Annotated in this window: 24 protein-coding genes; 14 read left to right on the top strand and 10 right to left on the bottom strand. The window is 33.0% G+C overall.

All coding sequences use genetic code 11. The annotated features are described in order from the left end of the window. Positions 1–3 precede the first annotated feature (3 nt). Genes arfB through B0A75_RS02235 form a run of 4 tightly spaced genes read right to left on the bottom strand, consistent with a single transcriptional unit; the run spans position 4 to position 3,866 of the window. Entirely contained in the window at positions 4–405 is a 402-nt protein-coding gene (arfB, locus tag B0A75_RS02250; RefSeq protein ID WP_089052663.1) for an alternative ribosome rescue aminoacyl-tRNA hydrolase ArfB, read from the bottom strand. Continuing rightward, entirely contained in the window at positions 405–2,519 is a 2,115-nt protein-coding gene (locus B0A75_RS02245) for a DUF4301 family protein (RefSeq protein ID WP_089052662.1), read from the bottom strand. The genes arfB and B0A75_RS02245 overlap by 1 nt, the downstream gene beginning before the upstream one ends. After that, complete coding sequence (pnuC, locus tag B0A75_RS02240; protein WP_089052661.1) at positions 2,480–3,103, bottom strand: nicotinamide riboside transporter PnuC; 624 nt, start codon at positions 3,101–3,103, stop codon at positions 2,480–2,482. The genes B0A75_RS02245 and pnuC overlap by 40 nt, the downstream gene beginning before the upstream one ends. 34 nt (positions 3,104–3,137) lie before the next feature. Further along, positions 3,138–3,866 (bottom strand): geranylgeranylglyceryl/heptaprenylglyceryl phosphate synthase, encoded by a 729-nt coding sequence (locus B0A75_RS02235; RefSeq protein ID WP_089052660.1) that lies wholly within the window; start codon positions 3,864–3,866, stop codon positions 3,138–3,140. Between the two features lie 85 nt (positions 3,867–3,951). Between B0A75_RS02235 and B0A75_RS02230 the strand changes: the two genes are divergently transcribed. The 3 genes from B0A75_RS02230 (at position 3,952) to B0A75_RS02220 (ending at position 5,311) form a co-directional block, all read left to right on the top strand. Continuing rightward, entirely contained in the window at positions 3,952–4,548 is a 597-nt protein-coding gene (locus B0A75_RS02230) for a Crp/Fnr family transcriptional regulator (protein ID WP_089052659.1), read from the top strand. 80 nt (positions 4,549–4,628) lie between these two features. Then, positions 4,629–4,913: a hypothetical protein gene (locus B0A75_RS02225; protein WP_089052658.1), complete on the top strand. Its 285-nt coding sequence runs from the start codon at positions 4,629–4,631 to the stop codon at positions 4,911–4,913. After that, positions 4,910–5,311 (top strand): group III truncated hemoglobin, encoded by a 402-nt coding sequence (locus tag B0A75_RS02220; protein WP_089052657.1) that lies wholly within the window; start codon positions 4,910–4,912, stop codon positions 5,309–5,311. Before B0A75_RS02225 ends, B0A75_RS02220 begins: the two co-directional genes overlap by 4 nt. On the opposite strand, the gene B0A75_RS02215 is transcribed toward B0A75_RS02220, so the two are convergent. Beyond that, positions 5,308–5,964 (bottom strand): 4'-phosphopantetheinyl transferase family protein, encoded by a 657-nt coding sequence (locus B0A75_RS02215; RefSeq protein WP_089052656.1) that lies wholly within the window; start codon positions 5,962–5,964, stop codon positions 5,308–5,310. The genes B0A75_RS02220 and B0A75_RS02215 overlap by 4 nt on opposite strands. Before the next feature lie 277 nt (positions 5,965–6,241). Here B0A75_RS02215 and ahcY point away from each other — a divergent pair, with 277 nt between their 5' ends. From ahcY to B0A75_RS02165, 10 genes are all read left to right on the top strand, one after another. Beyond that, positions 6,242–7,558, top strand: a complete 1,317-nt coding sequence (ahcY, locus tag B0A75_RS02210) for an adenosylhomocysteinase (RefSeq protein WP_089052655.1) — start codon at positions 6,242–6,244, stop codon at positions 7,556–7,558. Between the two features lie 201 nt (positions 7,559–7,759). Continuing rightward, complete coding sequence (locus tag B0A75_RS02205; protein WP_089052654.1) at positions 7,760–10,078, top strand: patatin-like phospholipase family protein; 2,319 nt, start codon at positions 7,760–7,762, stop codon at positions 10,076–10,078. An 89-nt stretch (positions 10,079–10,167) separates the two neighbouring features. After that, on the top strand, positions 10,168–10,452 hold the full coding sequence (locus B0A75_RS02200) for a hypothetical protein (protein ID WP_089052653.1): 285 nt from the start codon (positions 10,168–10,170) through the stop codon (positions 10,450–10,452). Positions 10,453–10,461: 9 nt separating this feature from the next. Then, the gene (locus B0A75_RS02195; RefSeq protein WP_089052652.1) at positions 10,462–11,541 is read left to right on the top strand and encodes a hypothetical protein; all 1,080 of its coding nucleotides are present in this window, start codon (positions 10,462–10,464) and stop codon (positions 11,539–11,541) included. A gap of 47 nt (positions 11,542–11,588) precedes the next feature. Next, on the top strand, positions 11,589–11,921 hold the full coding sequence (locus B0A75_RS02190; RefSeq protein ID WP_089052651.1) for a DMT family transporter: 333 nt from the start codon (positions 11,589–11,591) through the stop codon (positions 11,919–11,921). Between the two features lie 59 nt (positions 11,922–11,980). Further along, a complete protein-coding gene (locus B0A75_RS02185; RefSeq protein WP_089052650.1) occupies positions 11,981–12,442 on the top strand; it encodes a GNAT family N-acetyltransferase in 462 nt (153 codons plus the stop codon). A gap of 208 nt (positions 12,443–12,650) precedes the next feature. Further along, a complete protein-coding gene (locus B0A75_RS02180; RefSeq protein WP_089052728.1) occupies positions 12,651–13,493 on the top strand; it encodes a bifunctional helix-turn-helix domain-containing protein/methylated-DNA--[protein]-cysteine S-methyltransferase in 843 nt (280 codons plus the stop codon). 169 nt (positions 13,494–13,662) lie between these two features. Then, positions 13,663–14,376 carry a 2OG-Fe(II) oxygenase gene (locus tag B0A75_RS02175; protein ID WP_089052649.1) on the top strand — a complete coding sequence of 238 codons (714 nt, stop codon included), beginning with the start codon at positions 13,663–13,665 and terminating at the stop codon, positions 14,374–14,376. A gap of 93 nt (positions 14,377–14,469) precedes the next feature. Continuing rightward, on the top strand, positions 14,470–14,715 hold the full coding sequence (locus tag B0A75_RS02170; protein WP_089052648.1) for an Ada metal-binding domain-containing protein: 246 nt from the start codon (positions 14,470–14,472) through the stop codon (positions 14,713–14,715). Beyond that, the gene (locus B0A75_RS02165) at positions 14,702–15,310 is read left to right on the top strand and encodes an alpha-ketoglutarate-dependent dioxygenase AlkB family protein (RefSeq protein WP_089052647.1); all 609 of its coding nucleotides are present in this window, start codon (positions 14,702–14,704) and stop codon (positions 15,308–15,310) included. Before B0A75_RS02170 ends, B0A75_RS02165 begins: the two co-directional genes overlap by 14 nt. 11 nt (positions 15,311–15,321) lie before the next feature. Here the strand turns inward: B0A75_RS02165 and B0A75_RS02160 are convergent, their stop codons facing one another. Both B0A75_RS02160 and B0A75_RS02155 read right to left on the bottom strand, forming a co-directional pair. Continuing rightward, entirely contained in the window at positions 15,322–15,642 is a 321-nt protein-coding gene (locus tag B0A75_RS02160; RefSeq protein ID WP_089052646.1) for an MmcQ/YjbR family DNA-binding protein, read from the bottom strand. Between the two features lie 32 nt (positions 15,643–15,674). After that, positions 15,675–16,430, bottom strand: a complete 756-nt coding sequence (locus tag B0A75_RS02155; protein WP_089052727.1) for an NUDIX hydrolase — start codon at positions 16,428–16,430, stop codon at positions 15,675–15,677. A gap of 278 nt (positions 16,431–16,708) precedes the next feature. Here B0A75_RS02155 and B0A75_RS02145 point away from each other — a divergent pair, with 278 nt between their 5' ends. Continuing rightward, positions 16,709–16,978, top strand: a complete 270-nt coding sequence (locus tag B0A75_RS02145; RefSeq protein WP_241687377.1) for a hypothetical protein — start codon at positions 16,709–16,711, stop codon at positions 16,976–16,978. 50 nt (positions 16,979–17,028) lie between these two features. On the opposite strand, the gene B0A75_RS02140 is transcribed toward B0A75_RS02145, so the two are convergent. From B0A75_RS02140 to B0A75_RS02130, 3 genes are read right to left on the bottom strand one after another with little or no spacing between them, the layout of a single operon-like run. Further along, on the bottom strand, positions 17,029–19,257 hold the full coding sequence (locus B0A75_RS02140; protein ID WP_089052726.1) for a glycoside hydrolase family 3 N-terminal domain-containing protein: 2,229 nt from the start codon (positions 19,255–19,257) through the stop codon (positions 17,029–17,031). A 14-nt stretch (positions 19,258–19,271) separates the two neighbouring features. Beyond that, complete coding sequence (locus B0A75_RS02135) at positions 19,272–20,696, bottom strand: glycoside hydrolase family 30 protein (protein ID WP_089052643.1); 1,425 nt, start codon at positions 20,694–20,696, stop codon at positions 19,272–19,274. A gap of 2 nt (positions 20,697–20,698) precedes the next feature. Next, the gene (locus B0A75_RS02130) at positions 20,699–21,538 is read right to left on the bottom strand and encodes an endonuclease/exonuclease/phosphatase family protein (RefSeq protein WP_089052642.1); all 840 of its coding nucleotides are present in this window, start codon (positions 21,536–21,538) and stop codon (positions 20,699–20,701) included. Between the last annotated feature and the right edge of the window lie 81 nt (positions 21,539–21,619).

Here is a 21,619-nt window from a genome sequence, read left to right as displayed (position 1 = left end):
TTTTTAAAACTCTGGTCTCTTCCTGTTTTTCTTTATTTCAGAAACACTTTTTTTGTCTTTGATTCTTTTTTTAATTACGGATTTTGGAATTTTGGTCGCTTTTCGAACTTTAGGAACAAATAGACCTTTCTTTATAATTTCTAAAAAACGTTTTATAACAATCTCTTTGTTTTTAATCTGACTTCGATCTTCGTCACAATTTAAAATCAATATGCTCTCGGATGTTAAACGAGATGATAAATTATCTTTCAAAAGCGCTTTTTCTTCTTCAGACAATACCTGAGAAGCTTCTAAATCAAAAGTCAAAACTACTTTTGATGAAACTTTATTTACGTTTTGTCCGCCTGCACCACTGCTTCGAACCGCCTTAAAATTTAATTCTGATATGATTTTTTCGTTATCCATTATTGTGGCTGATGTGTCGCTTTTAATAAATCGTTTACCGTTTTTACCGGATTAAAGGTTATTAATGGAACTGCAACAAAAATAGTGAGCCAATGCGCCATTGAACCATTCCACAACCCCGGCAATTCATAATTTTTTACCGCTTTGCCTTCTACACTTTTCTCTACAATAAAACCAGCATTTTGATCTATATATTGGCCAAGATTAAACTTTTGCCCTTTAAAATTCTTAATTCCGCAAACCAAATCAACTGGATTAAAATGGGTTGCTGCTTCTAAAATTTCAAGTTGTTTTTTATTTTGAAGATCAATTTGAGAGGCTTCTACAATTTGAAGAGAAACTTCTCCTTTGTCATTCATTACCCAAAATGGGCCTCCGCCCGGTTCACCTTCGTTTCGAACCATTCCGCAAACTCGAATTGGCCGATCTAAGATTTCTCTAATTTTGGTAATTTTATGTTCAAAAGTAAATTTGTAAAAATCTTTACTTACCTTAATATTTAACTTCTCGGCTAGAAATTCAATAATTGCAGCAAAATCACTTTCATTTAATTCGTTATTCTCAATTGCTCTTAAATAACCGAATACTCTTTCTTGAATTTCAATCAAAATACCGCCCAAGGTCTTTTTATAGAGCGTAATTTCATCAATATGATTTTGAATGACATTATCTATATTCTTAATAAAAATAATATCTGCATCGAGATTATTTAGGTTTTCAATTAATGCTCCATGTCCACCGGGCCTAAAAATCAGCTTTTCATTTTGATTTCGCACAATTTTGTTCTTTACATCAACTGTAATAGAATCTGTGCTTTTATTTTGATAGGAATACCCAATATTAATTTTCGTTCCTGAAGATTTTTCTATTTTTCCTCTAACCTCATCAACGGCCTGTTCAAATAAATTTTGATGAATTTCTGAAACGGTAAAATGCAAATTCGAGCTCTTATTTGTTGTCGCATAATGAACGCATTCGTTCAAATGCTCTTCAATTGGATTTGCAAGATGAGTTTTATATAGATGAAAAGGTAAAACCGCTTTTGGTTTATTTGCCGAATTAAAATACTCTGGAGACAACAGTAATTTTATGAAATAATAATTTTTATAGTCTCTTTCTAAAGCATCAAAATCTGGATAAACTTCTTTTAGCTTTTTATAAACTATTTCAAAAAAAGGAAATTTCTCCATTCCCACTATAAAAATAGCAAGCTCTTTATCATTTTTTCTATTGATATAGGCATTTATAGTTTCTTTTTCAATATCAAAATCATTCAAGAAAGCGATTAAAAACTTAAACATTCTAGTTGCTGCACCAGAAGCTGGAACAAACTTTTTAATTTTTAAATTTCCTCTCTGAGCATCAAAAAAAACAGCCTTTTCTTTAAACTCCGTATCAGATAAACTTAAAATTCCGTTATTGATAGTTGCTGGATTTATTAAGCTGCTTTTTGTAATTCCGCTTTTAAAAATTTCCAACTGTTTTAGAACATTTTCAAAAGGAATACCATGTTCATATATCTGAACAAAATCAGCAGAACTAAAACCATGCTTTTTAGCTATTGCTAAGTTATCTACAATTTCTACAGCCTTTGCCAAGCGGCTTTCTTTGTTACCTGAAAGCGTGATAAAGGGCTTTTTAGTATTTATCAGGGTTTCTTTAAAAACAGAGAATACTGTTTCTCTTCCTTCGGGTGTATCTCTAATATCATCCTTTTCCCAAGGGACATCAATGTCTGTAAGAAAAAATAAATCGTATTCGTGCTCAAGAGCCGCCTCATTTAAAAGCGGATCACAAACATTATAATACATTTCAGAGAAAACTTTGGTTACCATTAAATTGGTATCGCAAAACAAGTATTTTTTTGCCTTTGAAAGTTTTTGATTTTCTAGAGCGGTCTGCCCATAAGCAATGGGCATCATATCTGCCTCAACACAAATATGCTGATTTTCTTCCCATTTTTCTTGCAGATAATCACGTGCAAATTCCGGAACCCATTCTGTTTCGTAATAATCTGCAAGTTGTGTTGCCAATGTGGTTTTACCTGTACTTTCAGGGCCAAATAAAGCAATTTTTATGATAGCTGTTTTTTGCTGTCTAAGATTTTTCTCCATTCTAAATAAGCTGAAATAGCTAAAATTGTAAAAATTAAATATTGAAGTGACAGCATTCCAAGTCCGCGATAAGCGTACAGAGGTACAACAATAATGTCACCAATAATCCAAAGTGTCCAGTTTTCGATTTTTTTTCTGGCCATGTACCACATCCCTGCAAAAAATATTCCAGAAGATATCATATCAACATAATTGTCATTATGTATTTCGTAATCGAAATATTTATAAATCCCGAAAACTACAAAAACAGTTATCAAAAACAATACGACTCCGATTATTTTTTCATTAAAATTTGTTCTGGTAATTGGCAGATTATCCTCGACTGCTCCTCCTCTTCCCCAAACATACCAGCCATAGATGCTCATAATCGAGAAATATCCGTTTATAATCATATCGCCAATATAGCCGGCAACATATAAAAGATACACTGAAATAACCGTAGCGATTAAGCCAGTTGGATAAACCAAGATGTTTTCTTTTTTTGCAAACCAAACGCTTAAAATTCCAAACACAAAAACCAAAAACTCTAAGGCAATATGCCAAAGCGGTGCATTTTTATAACTATCAAGAAAAAAATCTATCATTTTTGCGGTATTTTATAAACTGTAAAAGTTTTATTTAGGATTCAAAAAAATGGCTGTCATTTTCAAAAGCAGTTCCTACAACTACCAAATCAGCGCCAGCATTATAAGCTTTTTTAATGGAATGCAAATCTACAATTCCTCCTCCAACAATAACAGGAATTTCAATATTTTGAGCAATTAACTGTATCATTTCTAGTGGAACTGGATTTTTTGCTCCGCTTCCCGCTTCTAAATAAATCAATTTATTCCCTAACATTTCGCCTGCTTGAGCTGTTGCGAGTGCCAAATCAAAATTCTCGCGACTAAGAGGTTCTGTTTTGCTAACACGCGCAACAGCAGTTTCGTTACCACTTTCAATCAAAATATATCCTGTAGAAATAACTTCGAGATTTGTTTTTTTAAGAATTGGAGCCGCCTGAACCTGATACTCTATTAAATAATCAGGATTACGTCCGGAAAGTAAAGACAAAAACAAAACAGCATCGGCTTGTGAAGAAATCTGTGAAGGATCTCCTGGAAACAAAACAACAGGCAGGTTTGTCTTTAATTTTAACTCTTGTATTAGATCTTCTAGAACATTACTTTGAACAATACTTCCGCCAACAAAAATATGAGTTGCTGGAGATTCATTTATTTTAAACAATAAATGATGTAAATTTTCCCATACAATTTTATCGGGATCTAGAAGTATGGCCAATAACTTTTGTCCATTTTTCTTAGCCTCTAAAATCTGCCGATGAATACTGAGTAATTTTTGCTCCATAATGGCTGTAAAAGTAAAAAGTTTTTAATGCCGAAGAACTATTTTGAATGAATTATCTTTGTAAAACAGCTTTAAATCAATTTTTATGATTGCTCCCGAATTATTAGAAAAATATGACGCGATAAGAAAGACTATCGATAAAAATGAAATTCTTTTTGAAGAAGGAAATCTGCCAACACATTATTATCAAATTATTTCAGGCGAGATTAAAATGAGTAATTATAATGATGATGGAAGAGAATTTATTCAGGGTATATTTTATAAAGATCAGTCTTTTGGAGAACCTCCATTATTTTTAAATCAAAAATATCCAGCAAATGCTATTGCTGTAGAGAACACTGAAATTTTTCTTCTGCCTAAAGTTACTTTTATGAAACTGCTGCAGGAAAACCCATCTGTGAGCATTAATATAATTGAGAATCTTGCACAGCGTTTGTATTACAAATCTATAATGGCGGCAGAAATATCGACTCATGAACCTGAACATCGGGTTTTAAAATTAATAGATCACGGAATTGCTTATTTTAATTTTAAAAAAGATGCAAACGGACATCTCATTAATTTTACAAGACAGCAAATTGGAGACTTAACCGGACTACGTGTTGAAACTGTTATTAGAGCTATAAAAGCACTTGAAAAAAAGGGACAACTAAAAATAATAAACCGAAAAGTATATCGATAAAAAAGATTATGTTTTATGATTTAAGTCATAAATAACAGCGTCAAGGTGCCTGTACCTTTGTTATTCTAAAACTTAATATCATGACACTTTATCAAACAACATTCGAAAATTTTGACAAAAATTATATTGGTTCTGCAACAATGGCTGTAATTGGTCAAAGCTGTTTAGGAGCCGCTGCAGCAATGTTTATTCTTGCCAATGGAACTTCTATTCCGCAAATGATACAACTGGCTGTTATTGTTTTAGTTTGTATCTTTGTAAATACTTCAATTTTGGCTCAAATGAAGCATAAAGTGGTTTTTAACTTACTTCTTGCAAGTGCCTTTTTTAGTGTTTTATTTATTATTTTGAATAGTCTTACATGAGTAAAAAACAAATAGAAAATAGAGACGATGTTTCTTTTCTAGTCCATCGATTCTATGAAAAAATAAGAGCCGATGAAGAAATTGGCTTTTATTTTAATGAAATGATTAAAGATTGGGATTCACACCTAGAAAAACTGACTGATTTTTGGGAAATGAATTTGTTTGGCGTGAAGAAATACAATGGCAATCCTATCGCTGTTCATAATGAAGTTGATGCTCATTTTAAGGGGCAGATTACCTCAAATGAATTTGGAATTTGGCTTAATCATTGGTTTCAAACTTTAGATGAATATTTTGAAGGTGAAAATGTCGAAATACTAAAAAGACGTGCTAGAAAAATGAGTACTTTTTTGTACATGAACATGTTTGAACATCGAAAAAAAAATGATAATACTTAATTATTTTTTTCAAAAGCATAAACTAATGTAAAATTACCCTCAAAATTATCTGATTTTATTTCTTCATAATGCACATCAAAATCTTTCACTAAATCATCAAAATGAAGACTGGCGTTGGTTTTAGCTTTATTCAAAGAAAAATCATCAACCCTAATATGATCTTTAAAACTGATGCCTTTCTCGTTTCTAATTTTAAAAATGGCTTCTTTTGCACCCCAGATAACAGTAAGTTTCTTTACGTAATCTTCTAAAATATCTGGATTTAAATAGTCAAATTCAGTATCAACAAATTTATCTGCAATGCGAAGTATTTTTTCGCGCTGTAATTCCATATCGATTCCTACGGTTTCATGGCTGACAATTATTGCCGCAAAATGGTACGAGTGCGTAATTGAAATATGATTATGACAATCAAAATAAGGTTTTCCAAATTCGTCATAATGCAAATCATGGTCTGTAAAACCCATTTCCTGAATCAGCATTCGAACGCTTAAAAAAGCTCGCTGATGCAGTTGTGATTTCATTCCATCAAGCCTGCGCTGCGTCTTTTCTTTTAAGGTAACCTTACTATATAATTCATCGAACGATTCGGTTATTTCCCAAATTAAAATTTTTGTGGTTTCGTTGAATTGTATGGTTTGAAATAAAGGCATTACTTTTTAATTATGGATTATGAATTATTTTCCTGATTTAAAAACTGAATTGTAATTTAATGTCAGATCTTTTAGCCCTGATGGGAACGTCATCCTTTTGTGGCGGGGTTCGCCATAAAAGATATAGTGGACAGCAGGATTAGCTTCTAAAAACCTTTATTAACTAACATTCTAAAGATTAAGAAATTAAAGATTTCACAAATCTGACAGAAAGTAGTAAAAATAAAAAGCTATTATGTAAATTTGCAAAAATTTTACAATTACAAATATACTATAAATGAGTACAACGACTACGCCTTATGTGGCTTTCAAAGTAAAAGACATTTCTCTGGCTGCTTGGGGAAGAAAAGAAATTGAACTAGCTGAAGCTGAAATGCCAGGTTTAATGGCTCTTCGCGCTGAATATAAAGACGAACAACCTCTTAAAGGTGCTCGTATCGCTGGATGTTTACACATGACGATTCAAACTGCAGTTTTAATTGAAACTTTAATTGCTCTTGGTGCAGAGGTTACTTGGTCTTCTTGTAACATTTTCTCTACTCAAGATCAAGCTGCTGCTGCTATTGCTGCTGCTGGAATTCAAGTTTATGCTTGGAAAGGTCTTGACGAAGAATCATTTGACTGGTGTATTGAGCAAACTTTATTCTTTGGTGAAGACAGAAAACCATTGAACATGATTCTTGATGACGGTGGAGATTTAACTAACATGGTTATTGATCGTTTCCCAGAATTGGTTCCTGGAATTAAAGGTCTTTCTGAAGAAACTACAACTGGTGTTCACAGACTTTACGAAAGAGTAAAAGCTGGAACGTTGCCAATGCCTGCAATTAACATTAACGACTCTGTTACTAAATCTAAATTTGATAACAAATACGGTTGTAAAGAATCTGCTGTAGATGCTGTACGTCGTGCAACTGACTTAATGTTAGCTGGAAAAAGAGTTATCGTTTGTGGATACGGTGATGTTGGAAAAGGAACTGCTGCTTCTTTTAGAGGTGCTGGATCTATTGTAACTGTTACTGAAATCGATCCAATTTGTGCTTTACAAGCTGCAATGGACGGTTATGAAGTTAAAAAATTAAACACTGTAATTGCTAATGCTGATATCATCATTACAACTACAGGAAACAAAGATATCGTTCTTGGAGAGCACTTCGAGCAAATGAAAGACAAAACTGTTGTTTGTAACATCGGACACTTTGATAACGAAATTGATATGGCTTGGTTGAACAAAAACCACGGTGCATCTAAAATCGAAATCAAACCACAGGTTGACAAATACAACATCGCTGGAAAAGACATCATCATTCTTGCTGAAGGTCGTTTAGTAAACCTTGGTTGTGCTACAGGTCACCCAAGTTTTGTAATGAGTAACTCATTTACAAACCAAACTTTGGCTCAAATCGAATTATGGAATAACAGTGCAGCTTACAAAAATGAAGTTTACATGTTACCAAAACATTTAGATGAAAAAGTTGCTGCTTTACACTTAGCTAAATTAGGCGTTGAACTAGAAGTTTTGCGTGACGATCAAGCTGCTTATATTGGTGTTCCAGTTGAAGGTCCATTCAAACCAGAGTACTACAGATACTAAATCAATTTTAGATTTCTTAAAATAAATTGAATATTAAAACCCTTGCAGAAATGTAAGGGTTTTTTATTTTTAATGCTTTTCAGAATAAGTAAATTGCCTGTTTAAACATTTTAATCAAAAAATTCTACTTTTTAGAAATAAGTCCTTAATTTTAAAAATAAAAATAAGCCCTTATTTCTCAAATACATAAACATTGTAATCTTGAAAAAAACATCTTATTTATTCGCTTTCTTGTTTTTACTTGCTCTCCCGCAAATTATTTTGTCGCAGGAAAAGAAACCCAAGGTAGTTTTAGTATTAAGCGGCGGCGGCGCAAAAGGAATTGCACATATTCCGCTTTTACAAAAACTAGATTCTTTACACATTGTTCCAGACCTTATTGTTGGAAATAGTATGGGAAGTATCATTGGCGGTTTATATGCAATGGGATACTCTGGTGACAGTATAGAAAAGTTAACCAAAAACATTAATTGGGACAAATTACTTGGCGGCGGTCAGTCATTAAAATCTGTCAGCGTAGAGGAAAAAAGAGAATTTCAAAGATATTTAGTTGGAATTGGGATTAAAAACAAAAAACTAAACAGCATTGGCTCTTTATTAAATGATCAAAATCTAAGAGAATATCTTTCTGAATTAACTTACCCAGTATATAACATTAGAAACTTTGACAGCCTTTCGATTCCGTTTAGAGCTATGGCTACGGATTTGTCTGAAGGAAAAGAGGTTATTTTGAGCAAAGGCAGCTTAGCTTATGCAATGAGAGCCAGTATGTCGCTGCCTGCTATTTTCAAACCTATGTCGTACGAAAAAACAGTATTAGTTGATGGTGGTGTTTTAAATAATTTCCCTACAGATGTTGCTCAACAAATGGGGGCTGACATTATTATTGGCAGTGATGTTGGAGGCGGATTGGAACCAATAGACAAACTGAACAATGTTATAACCATATTAACGCAAACCAGTATGTTCCCTAGTAATATTAAGAATCCAGCAAATAGAAAACTCTGCGATATTTTAGTAGATCACATGCCCAACCTTCGTTTTTCGACTGCAGATTTTGCCGATAGTGCGGAAATCTATAAAGATGGTAAAATTGCAACAAATGAAAATCTTCCTGCTTTAATAGCCTTATCCGAAAAATTAAAAGGGTATCAACAACGTATTCACGAATTACCACAAATGCCCTCAGAAATTATTCTTGATACCATTATTTACAAAAAAATAAGCAAGGAAAATCTTGCTCTGGTATTAGGAAGAATGAATCTCAAAACACATGTAAAATATACCACAAAAGATTTAATAGCAGGTATTAACAGAGCAATGGGTACTAATCTTTTTGACGAGATTACATATAACTATTTCATCAAAGATGAAAACAAACTAGGGGTTACAATCTTTGGTCATGAACGTGCCAAAAATCAACTAAACACATCTGTACATTATGACACTTACCGTGGCGTTGGAATCATTTTTAATTACACCGCCAGAAATGTTCTTGCCAGAGCGTCTCGCCTTCTTGTAACTGCAGATATAGCGGAACAGCCAAAAGTCAGAATTAATTATCAGAAAAATTTTGGAAAAAACCGAGATTGGTGGTGGTCATCTGAACTTTACGGAGCCTTATTAAGGCAAGAAATTTATTTTAACGGCAAAGCTTCGGATAATGTACTTTATAATTCTGTTGAATTTAATAACGAAATCAATAGAAATATAAATTCATTAAAAAGTTATTTTGGCTATGGTTTACACTATCAATACGCTAATTTAAAACCAAAATATGACAGAGAATACAATCCTAACTCGATCGACATCAGGAATTACTCATTAAACAACATAGAACTAAACATGCATTATTCCTACAATGACATGGATAAAGTTTTCTTTGCTGAAAACGGAACAATTTTAAAAGCAAATGTAACCCGATCATTGTTTACAGATGTCTATACCTCTCTTAACGATCCAGATCAAACACACATATCTGGTTCGACCAATGGTTACACAAAACTTGGTTTCAGTTTTGAAAAAAGAGCTCTTTTAAGAAAAAAAATAACGGGAATCATAGGGTTTGATTCTTATTTTATTTTTGAGGATAAACTTAGCGACGATCAAATCTCGTTTTCTGATTTTGGTTATGCGGCAAAATATTTCGTAGGAGGAATTATCCCAAGTTCTGGCAGTAATCGCTTTTCATTTCCAGGTCTGCATGAAGACGAACTCAATGTTTCTCAATATATGGGCTTAAAAATTGCTTCTCAAATAAATCTTATGGGAAAAATCTACCTGACTCCACATTTTAATATCGCAACTGTTGGTTTTGAATCTTTTGATAAATACATAAATAAGGCATTTAGTCCAAAAGGAAAATGGGATGATGGCTTTGACCCAAGTCTTGTATTATCTGGAGGAGCTTCTATTTCTTATCAATCGATTTTAGGCCCTATTCATTTTGATACTTCTTGGATAAATAATATAGACAAGGTACGATTATTTTTTAGTGTTGGATTCTCATTCAACCCTTAATAGAACGCTGTAACTAAAAATAGAATTTTCTTTTTTATGCTTAAATTTGAAATCTAATAACTTGCAAAAAAGTAAAATTTTATAAAATAATGATCGAAAATGTTTTATGTGAACTACATGGCTCAAAAGAAATGTCTTTTGGCTGTATTCATATTGCAATGGCAATAGATTCAGACGAAAAAACAGGCTTTTTCTACTCAGAAGCCGAAGAAGATCTTCCACAGATTGCTTGGTGCGGAGAATGTGAACAATATCTATTGGATAATGGTGAAGAATGGACTGATGTTTTTCAAGCTAAAGCTGATTTTAAAATGTTATGCAGCGATTGCTTTGATGAAGCAAAAAATAAGGAATCAGAAATTCATTTACGATAAATAAATCTTATGAAAAAGAGTATTCTTTTTTCTGTTTTCTTCTTTTTAAACGTAACAGTATTTGCTCAAAGCAATGATATCTGGATCTCATTTCCAGATAAAGATTCAACTCATATTGGTTTTAAAGATAAAAACGGCATCATCAAAATTGAGCCAAAATTTATGGGATTTACAATCGCTAATAAATTCGAGAATATTATAGCCGTTACGGAAGGAAACAATCAAAAATGGGAAAGTTATTATTTAACCAAGACAGGCAAAATTGTTGGCCGAGACAGTTTATATATTTTTGACAATGGTCCAGATTGTGAAAATGAAGGTTTTATAAGATTTAGAGATCGTAAAACGGATAAAATGGGAATCTTTAATGGCGAAGGTAAAATCGTAATTCCTGCAGTATACAGCAATTTAACTAAAGTTAGAAATGGAATTTTTATAGGATTAAAAGATGCTGAAAAAGTAAGAGATGGTGAACACTTTTTCTGGACTGGAGGAAAAGAGTTTCTAATCGACATCGATAACAATGTTTTAATTGAAGATTTTGCATACAATGATAACCTTAATTTTTATTCTCTAGAAAAATCGACAGTACCTAGTAAAGATTCAATAAGAGAGTGTTTTCTTGGAGTTGACGGTCATTATTATTCGTTTATAAACTTTGAAAAAGAGTTTAAAGAATGGCTGACAAATAGTTTGCTCAAAGATTTATCTAAAGCTAATATATTAAAACAATCTTTTGACAAAATTACTTATTGGAAAGAACCAATGGGCTGGATAAATAACCCCAAAAACAAGTTCATAAATAATAATTACAATTTTTTAAAACTTAAACTTCAAGAATTAAATACTGCAAAAACAGATTATTTCATTTCTGCCGACGGTTTGAATCAATTTATTTTTGAATCTGCCGAATACGAAATGTATTTCAATAATTGTAATGAATCTAAAGACTGGATTTACCCTATTATGGATATTGTCATCAATTCAAAAAACAAAACAGATTTTGGACAGGATCATTTTGAGTTTTTAAGAACTGAAAATGGTTATAAATTAATAAGTGTTTCTACAAAAAAACATAAACTTAAATAATTGCTGCCTGCTTTGTACAAAACGTAACTTTGTAAAAAAACTTAATTATGAAGAATTTTTTATTTTTATTTATCGCCATTGTCTTCGAAATTATTGCCACGACTGCATTAAAAAAATCGGAGCAGTTTACTCAACTTATTCCCAGTATTATTACAATCGTAGGATACTTTGCTGCATTTTACTTTTTAAGTTTTGCCATAAGAACTATTCCGGTTGGTTTTGCTTACGCTATTTGGTCAGGAGTCGGCATTGTTTTAATTACAACTATTGGCGCTATTTTCTTTAAAGAAATCCCTGATTTACCTGCCATAATTGGATTGAGCCTAATTATAATTGGAGTTGTTGTAATTAATATTTTTTCTAAAACTACAGCGCATTAAATCATTTTTCATCATACAACACTATGATAAATGAAACATCACAATAAATCAACAAATTAATGATTTTCAAAAAAGGCACACTTTCAGACTTAGACGAAATGCAGCAATTGTATATAGAAACCATACAATCTGTCTGCAAGAATGATTATAATCCCGCACAAATCAAAGCTTGGATTTCTGGCATAGAAAACAAAAAACGATGGCTTGAAGTTATCGAAACACAATTTGTTTTATTAGTACTTATTGAAAATCAAATCGCTGGTTTTGGAACGTTAAAAGATGGAAACTATATTGACTTCTTTTACATTCATAAAGATTTTCAACGACAAGGAATTGCTGATAAGCTTTTAACAGAATTAGAGCTCGAAGCCAAAAAACAATATTCCAAAAATATAACTTCAGATATCAGTATTACAGCAAAACCATTTTTTGAAAAAAAAGGATTTATTGCAAAAGCCGAACAAAAAAACATTCGTTACAATGAAATACTTATTAATTACAAAATGGAAAAAGAATTATAGTTTTTTGTTTCAAGTTTCAGGTTTGTGCCAATCTTTGTCGACATACTTTCTGCCCTTCGACTTCGCTCAGGGTGACAATATTGCGTAAAAAAAACTTTGCGTACTTTGCGTAAATCTTAGTGCCCTTTGCGGTTAAAAAAACTCCGCAAGATTCGGATTTTATACCTGCAGAAACCAATCGATATTTGCCTTATAAAATTGAATGAAAATGAACACACAGGAAACCATTAATTATAATCGTATTGCAGAAGCCATCGATTATATCAAAGCCAATTTTAAAGAGCAGCCTAATCTTGATGAAGTTGCCGAAAAAGTGCATTTAAGTCCGTTTCACTTTCAGAAACTTTTCAGCGATTGGGCAGGAACAAGTCCGAAGAAATTCTTGCAGTATACCAGTTTGGAACATGCCAAAAAACTGCTTAAAGAAAATCAGGCAACCGTTTCTGAAACAGCTTACGAAACAGGACTTTCCGGAACAAGCCGTCTTCATGATTTATTTGTAAACATCGAAGGAATGACTCCTGCCGAATATAAAAACGGCGGAAGGAATCTTGAAATAAATTACAGCTTTGCCGAAAGTCCATTTGGTAATATTATTGTAGCCTCTACTTCAAAAGGAATTTGTTTTATGGCTTTCGCCGAAGATGAAACAAACGGCTTAAATGCTTTAAAAGACAAATTCTCAAATGCCTCTTTCTCTAGAAAACTAGATTTAGTGCAGCAAAATGCATTGTTTATATTTCAAAATGACTGGAGCAAATTATCTGAAATAAAACTGCATCTAAAAGGAACCGATTTTCAATTGAAAGTTTGGGAAACGCTGCTAAAAATCCCAATGGGACAGCTTTCAACTTATGGCACTATTGCACATCAAATTGAGAAGCCAAATGCTTCAAGAGCTGTTGGAACTGCAATTGGCAGTAATCCAGTTGCTTTTTTAATTCCATGCCATCGTGTGATTCAATCTTCTGGAATCTTTGGCGGTTATATGTGGGGAAATACGAGAAAAACGGCCATAATTGGCTGGGAAGGCGCGCAGATAAATCTATAATCCAAATTACACAAAACATATCCGTAGAGACGCAAAGTAGTGCGTCTAACGTATTGTTTATTCGCCGCGAATTACACGAATGCTCACGAATTAATTTTTATCAATCAAAATAAAAATTGGTGCAATTCGTGTAATTCGCGGCAAAAAAAATTTCAATCTAAAAATCATTATGCAAAACATACAATCAAAAATTGATTCTCAAAACTGGGAAAGCATCACCGAATCTATACATGAAAATGGATTCGCAATCCTTCCAAAAGTCCTTAATAACGAACAATGTGAAGATTTAAAATTAGATTATGACAATCCTGCTTTATACCGAAAAACGGTTGTAATGGAACGCTATCGATTTGGTCTGGGTGAATACAAATATTTCAATTATCCTCTTCCAGATTTAATTCAGAACATTCGCTCTGCAGTCTATCCCAAATTAGCCCCAATCGCAAATGCATGGATGAAAGTTCTAAATATCAATACAATCTTCCCTGATAAACATGAAGAACTATTAAAACTGTGTCACGATAATAATCAATTAAAAGCAACAGTTCTGATTTTAAAATACGGTAAAGGCGGTTTTAATACGCTCCATCAGGATTTATACGGGGATATTTATTTTCCAATTCAAATTGTACTCTTCTTGTCTGAACCAGATGAAGATTTTACCGGCGGCGAATTTGTTCTTACACAGCAAACGCCAAGAGCACAATCTAAGGCTATTGTTTTGAAACCCAAAAAGGGAGATATTTTGGTTTTTACAACCAATTTTAGACCTGTAAAAGGGTCAAAAGGGTATTATCGTGTTAATATGAAACATGGAGTAAGCGAGGTTCAATCTGGTGAAAGATATACGCTGGGAATTATTTTTCATGATGCGTTAAATTAAGTGACAAAGAGACAAAGAGACAAAGGTTCAAAGGCACAAAGATTGAGAACCTTTGTCTCTTTGTTACTTTGAACCTCTGCAACTAAAAAAGAAATGATTCAACATTCTAAAATTTCAGATTCAGACCTTCGAAATAAAATTAAAAAAGGCGAAATTTGTTTCGGCGGCAACCAAAAACTAAAGATCTACGGAACACTGAAATGCTCTTCCGGAAAAAGAATGAAACGCGAAAATCGGGTTTTCTTTTCTTCAGAAAACGAAGCTAAACAAAATGGTTTCAGACCTTGCGGACATTGCATGAAACTCGAATATCAAAAATGGAAAAATGGACTTATTTAATCCTCAAATAAACGAAACAACAAATCTGCTTCCTAAGGATGGTACGGTTAATTATTATGGAAAATTGTTTTCGAGAGAAAAAGCCGATTTTTATCGTGATATTCTATTGAATACGATCGAATGGAAAAATGATGAAGCGATCATTTTTGGAAAATTAATCTTAACCAAAAGAAAGGTGGCTTGGTATGGTGATAAGGAATTTGAATACACATATTCGAATACGACAAAAAAAGCGCTTCCTTGGACAAAGGAATTACTGGAACTAAAAACTTTTATAGAAGAAAAAACAGGAGAAACTTTCAATTCCTGCTTACTCAATTTATATCATTCCGGCGATGAAGGAATGGCGTGGCACAGCGACGCTGAAAAGGATTTGAAAAAAAACGGAGCAATTGGTTCTGTAAGTTTTGGTGCTGAACGTAAATTTGCTTTCAAACATAAGGAAACTAAAGAAGTTGTTGCTATGATTTTAGAACACGGAAGTTTATTGGTTATGAAAGACGAAACACAAACGCATTGGCTTCATCGGCTTCCGCCAACAAAAACTACTCAGAAGCCAAGGGTAAATTTAACTTTTAGAACTATTGTCAGGTAAGTTATAAAACTCTACTTCTTTTTAGAAGCGACACTTTGGTAGGAAAGTAATAAAGCATCCGCAAACATTTCAGGTCTTACTTTTGAAAGCTCAACAATTGTCCAGCCTTGTTTTCCCCATTTATTAGGTATTGGATAAAAAATCATTTCACTTGAAGCGCAAAATACAGATTGATCTATTTCATTGAATTTTAAAACGGCGTGGTTTTTCTTTTCATCATAAGTGGCGAAAATTTTCTTCTTGACACGAAAAGATGTTTTTTCAAAATGTGGTTCTTCGGCCGCATTTTCAAATGATAAAGCTAATTTTCGGAATGTTTCAATTGACACCATAATCGCAAATTATTTATCAGACTTAACAAATTTTACCAACCTTGATTCAATCCATTTTTCAAGACCTCATCGTATTTTTCTTTATCGAAAGAATATAAATTTGGTGCTTTGTGGGCAACATTACTTTTCTTTTCATCAAGTTTAACCAGAATTCCAATATTAGTTATCTTTCTAAGAAAATTTCTGCGATCTAGTTTTTTATCTAAAATCGTTTCGTATAATTTTTGCAGTTCTGGAATCGTGAATTTCTCTGGTAATAAATTATATCCAATGGGCATTAAATTCAGCTCTATTCTTAAGGTATCAAGAGCTTTATCTAAAATTTCCCGATGATCTAAAATAAGATCTGGAACTTCTTTATGATCGATCCATTCTACAACTTCGTTTCTGTTAATAGGATTAGGAAGTATTTTTAGAAAATCTACTAAGGCATAATAACCAATTGTTACAAAACGCTGCGTAAGCCATTTTCCTTGTTCGGGATCAATATCTAAATGTTTTAAAATTTCATTCCCAAAATGATTATCATTTCGCTTCGTTTTTCCAAATGTAGCAAACTGCCTTAAAAAAACACCTTCAACTCCTGTTCTTTCATTTAAAATGGTAACCGCTGCCGTATCAATATCCTGATCAATTGGAATAAATCCGCCTGGTAAAGACCATTTTTCGTTGTGCGGAATTTTAATCAGCAGCACTTTCAATTGGTTATCATGAAAACCAAAAATCACACTATCAATTGACAATCCCGGCTGGTAATTTTTATTATTTTCTAAAATTGATTTCAGCATTGATTTTATAATTAATACGACATTTAGTTTCAATTGTGTACGCAATTTACTTCATTTTTTACAAATCGCATTTATCCATTTTTAAAATCAGAAAAAAAACAAAAGTGTATAAATCACAATTTTTGTTAAAATTAAAAATAAAATCAAAAAAACAAGTACATTGCGTCATAATAACACATTTGATGATTGATTGTGAAAAACAATCAAAAAAAGAAAGAGAAAGAACTGCTTTTATACCACTTATAGTTCTTATCTCAGAAAACAAAATTTAGAAGAAAATGATGGAGAATATGACCACTAATCCGTTAAAAAAAATCAATTCAAAAATTAGAGATAAAATCTGGAGTTCTTTTGGTTTTGTTTCTAAAACGTATCTTTTGGAAGCTTCTTTAAAATACAGTGAAGAGCAGGAAAGAATTTTTAATGAAATGATCGTTGAAACAGAGGCTAAAGATAAAAAAGCAAAACGTGAAGCTTTTGACAAAGCATTGTATGCTTCATACAAAGGAATTGGCGCTATGGATTTTATAAATACGGTTTTAAAATAATTTAGCCTCTTTATAAAATCCATAACGCCAATTCTAATTGACATTCTATATTACTGCACTAATTCAAAATCTGATTTTAGTTTAATATCAGCTGATGAAGCTCCAATCATTACTTCAAAATCTCCTGGTTCAGCAGTCCATTCTAATTTATCATTGTAGAAAGAAAGCTTTTCTTTGTCGATTGTAAATTCGATTGTTTTTGATTCTCCCGCATTTAATTTTACTTTTTGGAAATCTCTTAATTCTAAAACTGGGCGAACCACAGATCCAAATTTATCTTTTAAATACAATTGTACTACTTCATCTCCAGCTGCTTTTCCAACATTTGATAATTGAAATGAAACTTTAATTGTTTCGTTGTTTTTCATTTTTGTTGAAGAAAGTTTCAATCCAGAATAATCAAATTTAGTATAACTCAATCCATGTCCAAAAGCGAATTTAGGTGAATTCTTTAAATCGATATATGCTGAAACATAATTGTTTTGATTTTCGTCTTTGGCTGGTCTTCCTGTACTGAAATGGTTGTAATAAATAGGAATCTGCCCTACTTCTCTAGGAAATGTCATTGGTAATTTTCCTGACGGATTGTAATCTCCAAATAACACATTTGCAATTGCATTTCCTGCTTCTGTGCCTAACCACCAAGTGTAAACAATCGCTGGAACGTTGTCTGCTGTCCAATTAAAAACAAGAGGTCTTCCTGCATTTATTAAAACTACAACTGGTTTTCCTGTTGCCTGAATTGCTTTTACTAAATCTTCCTGAACGCCTGGCAAATGAATATCGCTTCGGCTTTTTGCCTCGCCGCTCATGTCGCGTTTTTCGCCAATACTTAAAATAACAACATCAGCTTGTTTTGCAGTTGCAACAGCTTCTGCAAAACCATCTTTGCTGTCGCCTTCAACTTCACAGCCTTTTGCATAAAGTAATTTAGTATTCTTGCCTACTTTATTCTGTAAACCATCCCATTGCGAAACAATCCATTTATTGTAATCAACATTAGGTAATTCTACAGACCAAAAACCCATATTTTCTTTATACTCTTTTACCATCGGTCCAATAAAAGCGATTGTTTTTAGGTTTTTAGAAAGTGGTAATGTTTGATTTTCGTTCTTTAATAAAACGATACTTTTTTGAGCAACTTCAAGCGCCGCTTTTCTGTTTTCTGGATTATTTAAAGCTTTCTCTGCTCTTTTTTCATCAGAATATCTATAAGGATCGTCAAACAAACCTAATTCAAATTTCTTGCGAAGAATACGTTTTACAGCATCATCAACTAAGCCTATTGAAACTTTGCCTTCTTTTACTAATTGTGCTAAATTATTTTTGTAAGCAACACTTTCCATATCCATATCACTTCCAGCAGTAATTGCTGAAAGTGCTGCTGCATTAAGATCTTTTGAGTAGCCGTGTGCTACCATTTCTCCAATAGAACCCCAATCTGAAACTACAAAACCTTGAAAGTTCCATTTTCCCTTTAAAATGTCACGCTGTAAATGAACATTTCCTGTAGCAGGAATTCCGTTTAAATCATTAAATGAATTCATAAATGTTGCTGCACCAGCATCTAAAGCGGCTTTGAAAGGAGGTAAATAAGTCTCCCACAACATTCTTTCGCTCATATCAACAGAGTTATAATCTCTTCCACCAACTGCGGCTCCATAAGCGGCAAAATGTTTTACGCACGCCATAACAGAGTTTAAATCTCCTAATTTATTTCCCTGAAAACCTTTAACTCTTGCATAAGCGATTTTAGAGGCTAGATAAGTATCTTCTCCTGCACCTTCCATAACACGTCCCCAACGTGGGTCACGCCCAATATCTACCATTGGTGCAAATGTCCAGTGAATTCCGCTTGCAGCTGCTTCTGTAGCCGCTACTCTTGCTGCCAGCTCTATGGCTTCTAAATCCCAACTAGCAGCTTCTGCTAATGGTAATGGGAATGTTGTTTTATAACCATGAATAACGTCCTGCCCAAACAACATTGGTATTTTTAAACGGGATTGCATGGCTAACTTTTGATAGTTTCGAGTAGATTCTACTCCCGTCACATTCAACATTGAACCTACTAAACCGTTCTTAATCTCGGTCTGCTTATTTGGGTTAATGGTTATTGGTCCTGTTATTGAGTTGTCGTTGCTATATTGATTTAACTGACCTATTTTTTCTTCAATAGTCATTTTTTTCAATAAAGCATTTACTTTCTGATCGATTGTTTCCTGCTGTGCAGCCGCAAAAAATGTGACCATCAGCAAGAGGAATGTTGTTGTTGTTTTCATGTGTTTTATTTTAATTACCAAACGTAAGTTGATACTGCTCCTGCGTTTAAAGTAGTTGAGATTTGTTTTTGATTGTATTTTACATTGAATGTTTCAGCTGTATTTCCATCATTTTCAACAATTAAAACAATTTGCCCTGATGGTGTTTTGAATGCAACATTATAAAGGTTCCCGCTTATATTGCTTCCAATTCTAATTGATCCTTCTGGTACAAATTTAGAAGCGTGACCAATAATGTAATAGCCTACTTCTCTTTTTATATTTTGATTTTGATCAATCATTAAAGCTCCTTTGCAAGTCGAACATCCGCCTGGTGTAAATGGCTTGTAAAATTCATCATTTGCTAATCCCCACGAAAGTGCATTTACACTCCAGTTGCGCATCGAGCCAATCACGACATTTTTTACACTCCATTTCAAATCAGATTCAAAACTGCTTCCTGAGCCTGTGTACTGTTCTGTAAAATACAAATCTTTATTTGGATACGCATCGTGAACTTTAGACAGGGCACTGATATCTCCTTCGTATAAATGAAATGCTGAACCTGCTACAAAAGGCAGTGCTTTTGGATCATTTAAGATAGTCAAAGGATATTCTGGTTTATTGCAGTTGTGATCGTAAACTACAATCTTGGTTTTAATTTTTGCTTTCGCGAAAGCGGGACCTAAATGATTTTTTATAAATTCTGCTTGTTGTTCTGCAAGCATCAATAAACTTGGATTGTTACCTGGATGTAATGGCTCATTCTGCGGCGTAATGGCATCAATTACAATCCCGTGCTCTTTCATGGCTTGAATATATTTTACAAAATACTCGGCATAAACCTGATAATATTTAGGCTGTAAGCTTCCGCCTTTTGAGCTTCCATTATCTTTCATCCAAACTGGCGGCGACCATGGAGAACCCATAATTTTTATTTGTGGATTTATAACTAAAATCTCTTTTAATAGTGGTACAACATCATTTAAATCTGGACCAAGATTAAAATGTTCCAACTTTAAATCTGTTTGCCCTTCTGGCATATCATCATACGAAAAAACTTTTTCATTCAAATCTGAAGCTCCAATACTTATACGCAGGTAACTTAAACCAATGGCATCATTTTTTCTAGAAAACAACTCTTGAAGCAGGGCTTCTTTTTTTGCTTTATCCAGTTTTAAAATTGTTTGAGCACTTCCTCCTGTTAACGAAAATCCAAAACCTTCTATGGTTTGAAATTTCTGAGCAGGATTTACTTCAATGGTTTGATTTGCATTAGTTTCTGAACTAAAAACTAAATCGTCCTGTTTTTTAAGTTTTGATGTTTCATCTGTTGTTGTAATCCAAGATTGTGCTTTTCCTGAATTGCTTGCAACATTTTTTGAAGATCCGCATTTTATCTGTACCGCAATAAGAGGCAGTAACAGTAAAATTTGGAGTTTTTTGTTGATGTTTTTCATATTTAATCTACTTCTATTAGAACAGGTAAATGATCTGAAGGATATTTTAAATCTTTAGAATCACTTAAAACTGCATGTTTTTGAACTGTAAGCCCGCTGTTTTTTGAGATAAAAATGTAATCTATTAATAAGGTCACAGGCTCATTGTGTTTGAAATTATTAAAAGTTCCTGATGGCCCAAATGGTTTTTCTTTTGAAACATCTCTGGTGTCGTCCATTACTTTTTTGATTTCAGTAATTTGAGGTGTGTTGGGTTCTGAATTAAAATCTCCCATTAAAAACACCGGATATTTTTTTGTGTTTATTGTTTTTATTTTTTCTAAAACTACCTGTACGCCTTTAACTCTTGCAACTTCTCCCATGTGATCAAGGTGAAGATTAAATACGTAAAATGTTTTTTTAGTTTTTAAATCTGTAAAAAGTCCGTACGTACAAACTCTGTTACAAGCGGCATCCCAGCCTCTTGAAACTACATTTGGTGTTTCTGAAAGCCAGAAAGTATTAGAATCTTGAAGCTTAAAACGATCTTTTTTGTAATAAATCGTGCAGGCTTCCCCAGTTCCTCCTTCTTCTCTTCCTATTCCAAATTTGCTGTATTTCGGCATATCTGATGCAATATCAATTACTTGACTTGGCGTTGCTTCCTGAACTCCAAAAATATCGGGGCTGTAAAATTGTACTTGAGACATGAAATAATCCTTACGATTTGGCCAGGCATTTTCTCCATCTGAAGCAACATTTAAACGAATGTTGTAGGTCATAATTTTTAAATTTTGACCATAAAATGCTCCGCTCACTAAAAGCATCATTACCACTAAAACAATTGTATTTTTCTTTTTCATATTTAAAAAATTTTGATCCGTAAAGCTAATGTTTCCTTAGCCTTAAAGAAAAAAACTTATTTAAAAGTTATGTTAATTATA

It is taken from the genome of Flavobacterium oncorhynchi (assembly GCF_002217355.1).
In the GTDB taxonomy this organism is placed as follows: domain Bacteria; phylum Bacteroidota; class Bacteroidia; order Flavobacteriales; family Flavobacteriaceae; genus Flavobacterium; species Flavobacterium oncorhynchi.
This window is presented reverse-complemented; position numbering and strand designations above follow the sequence as displayed.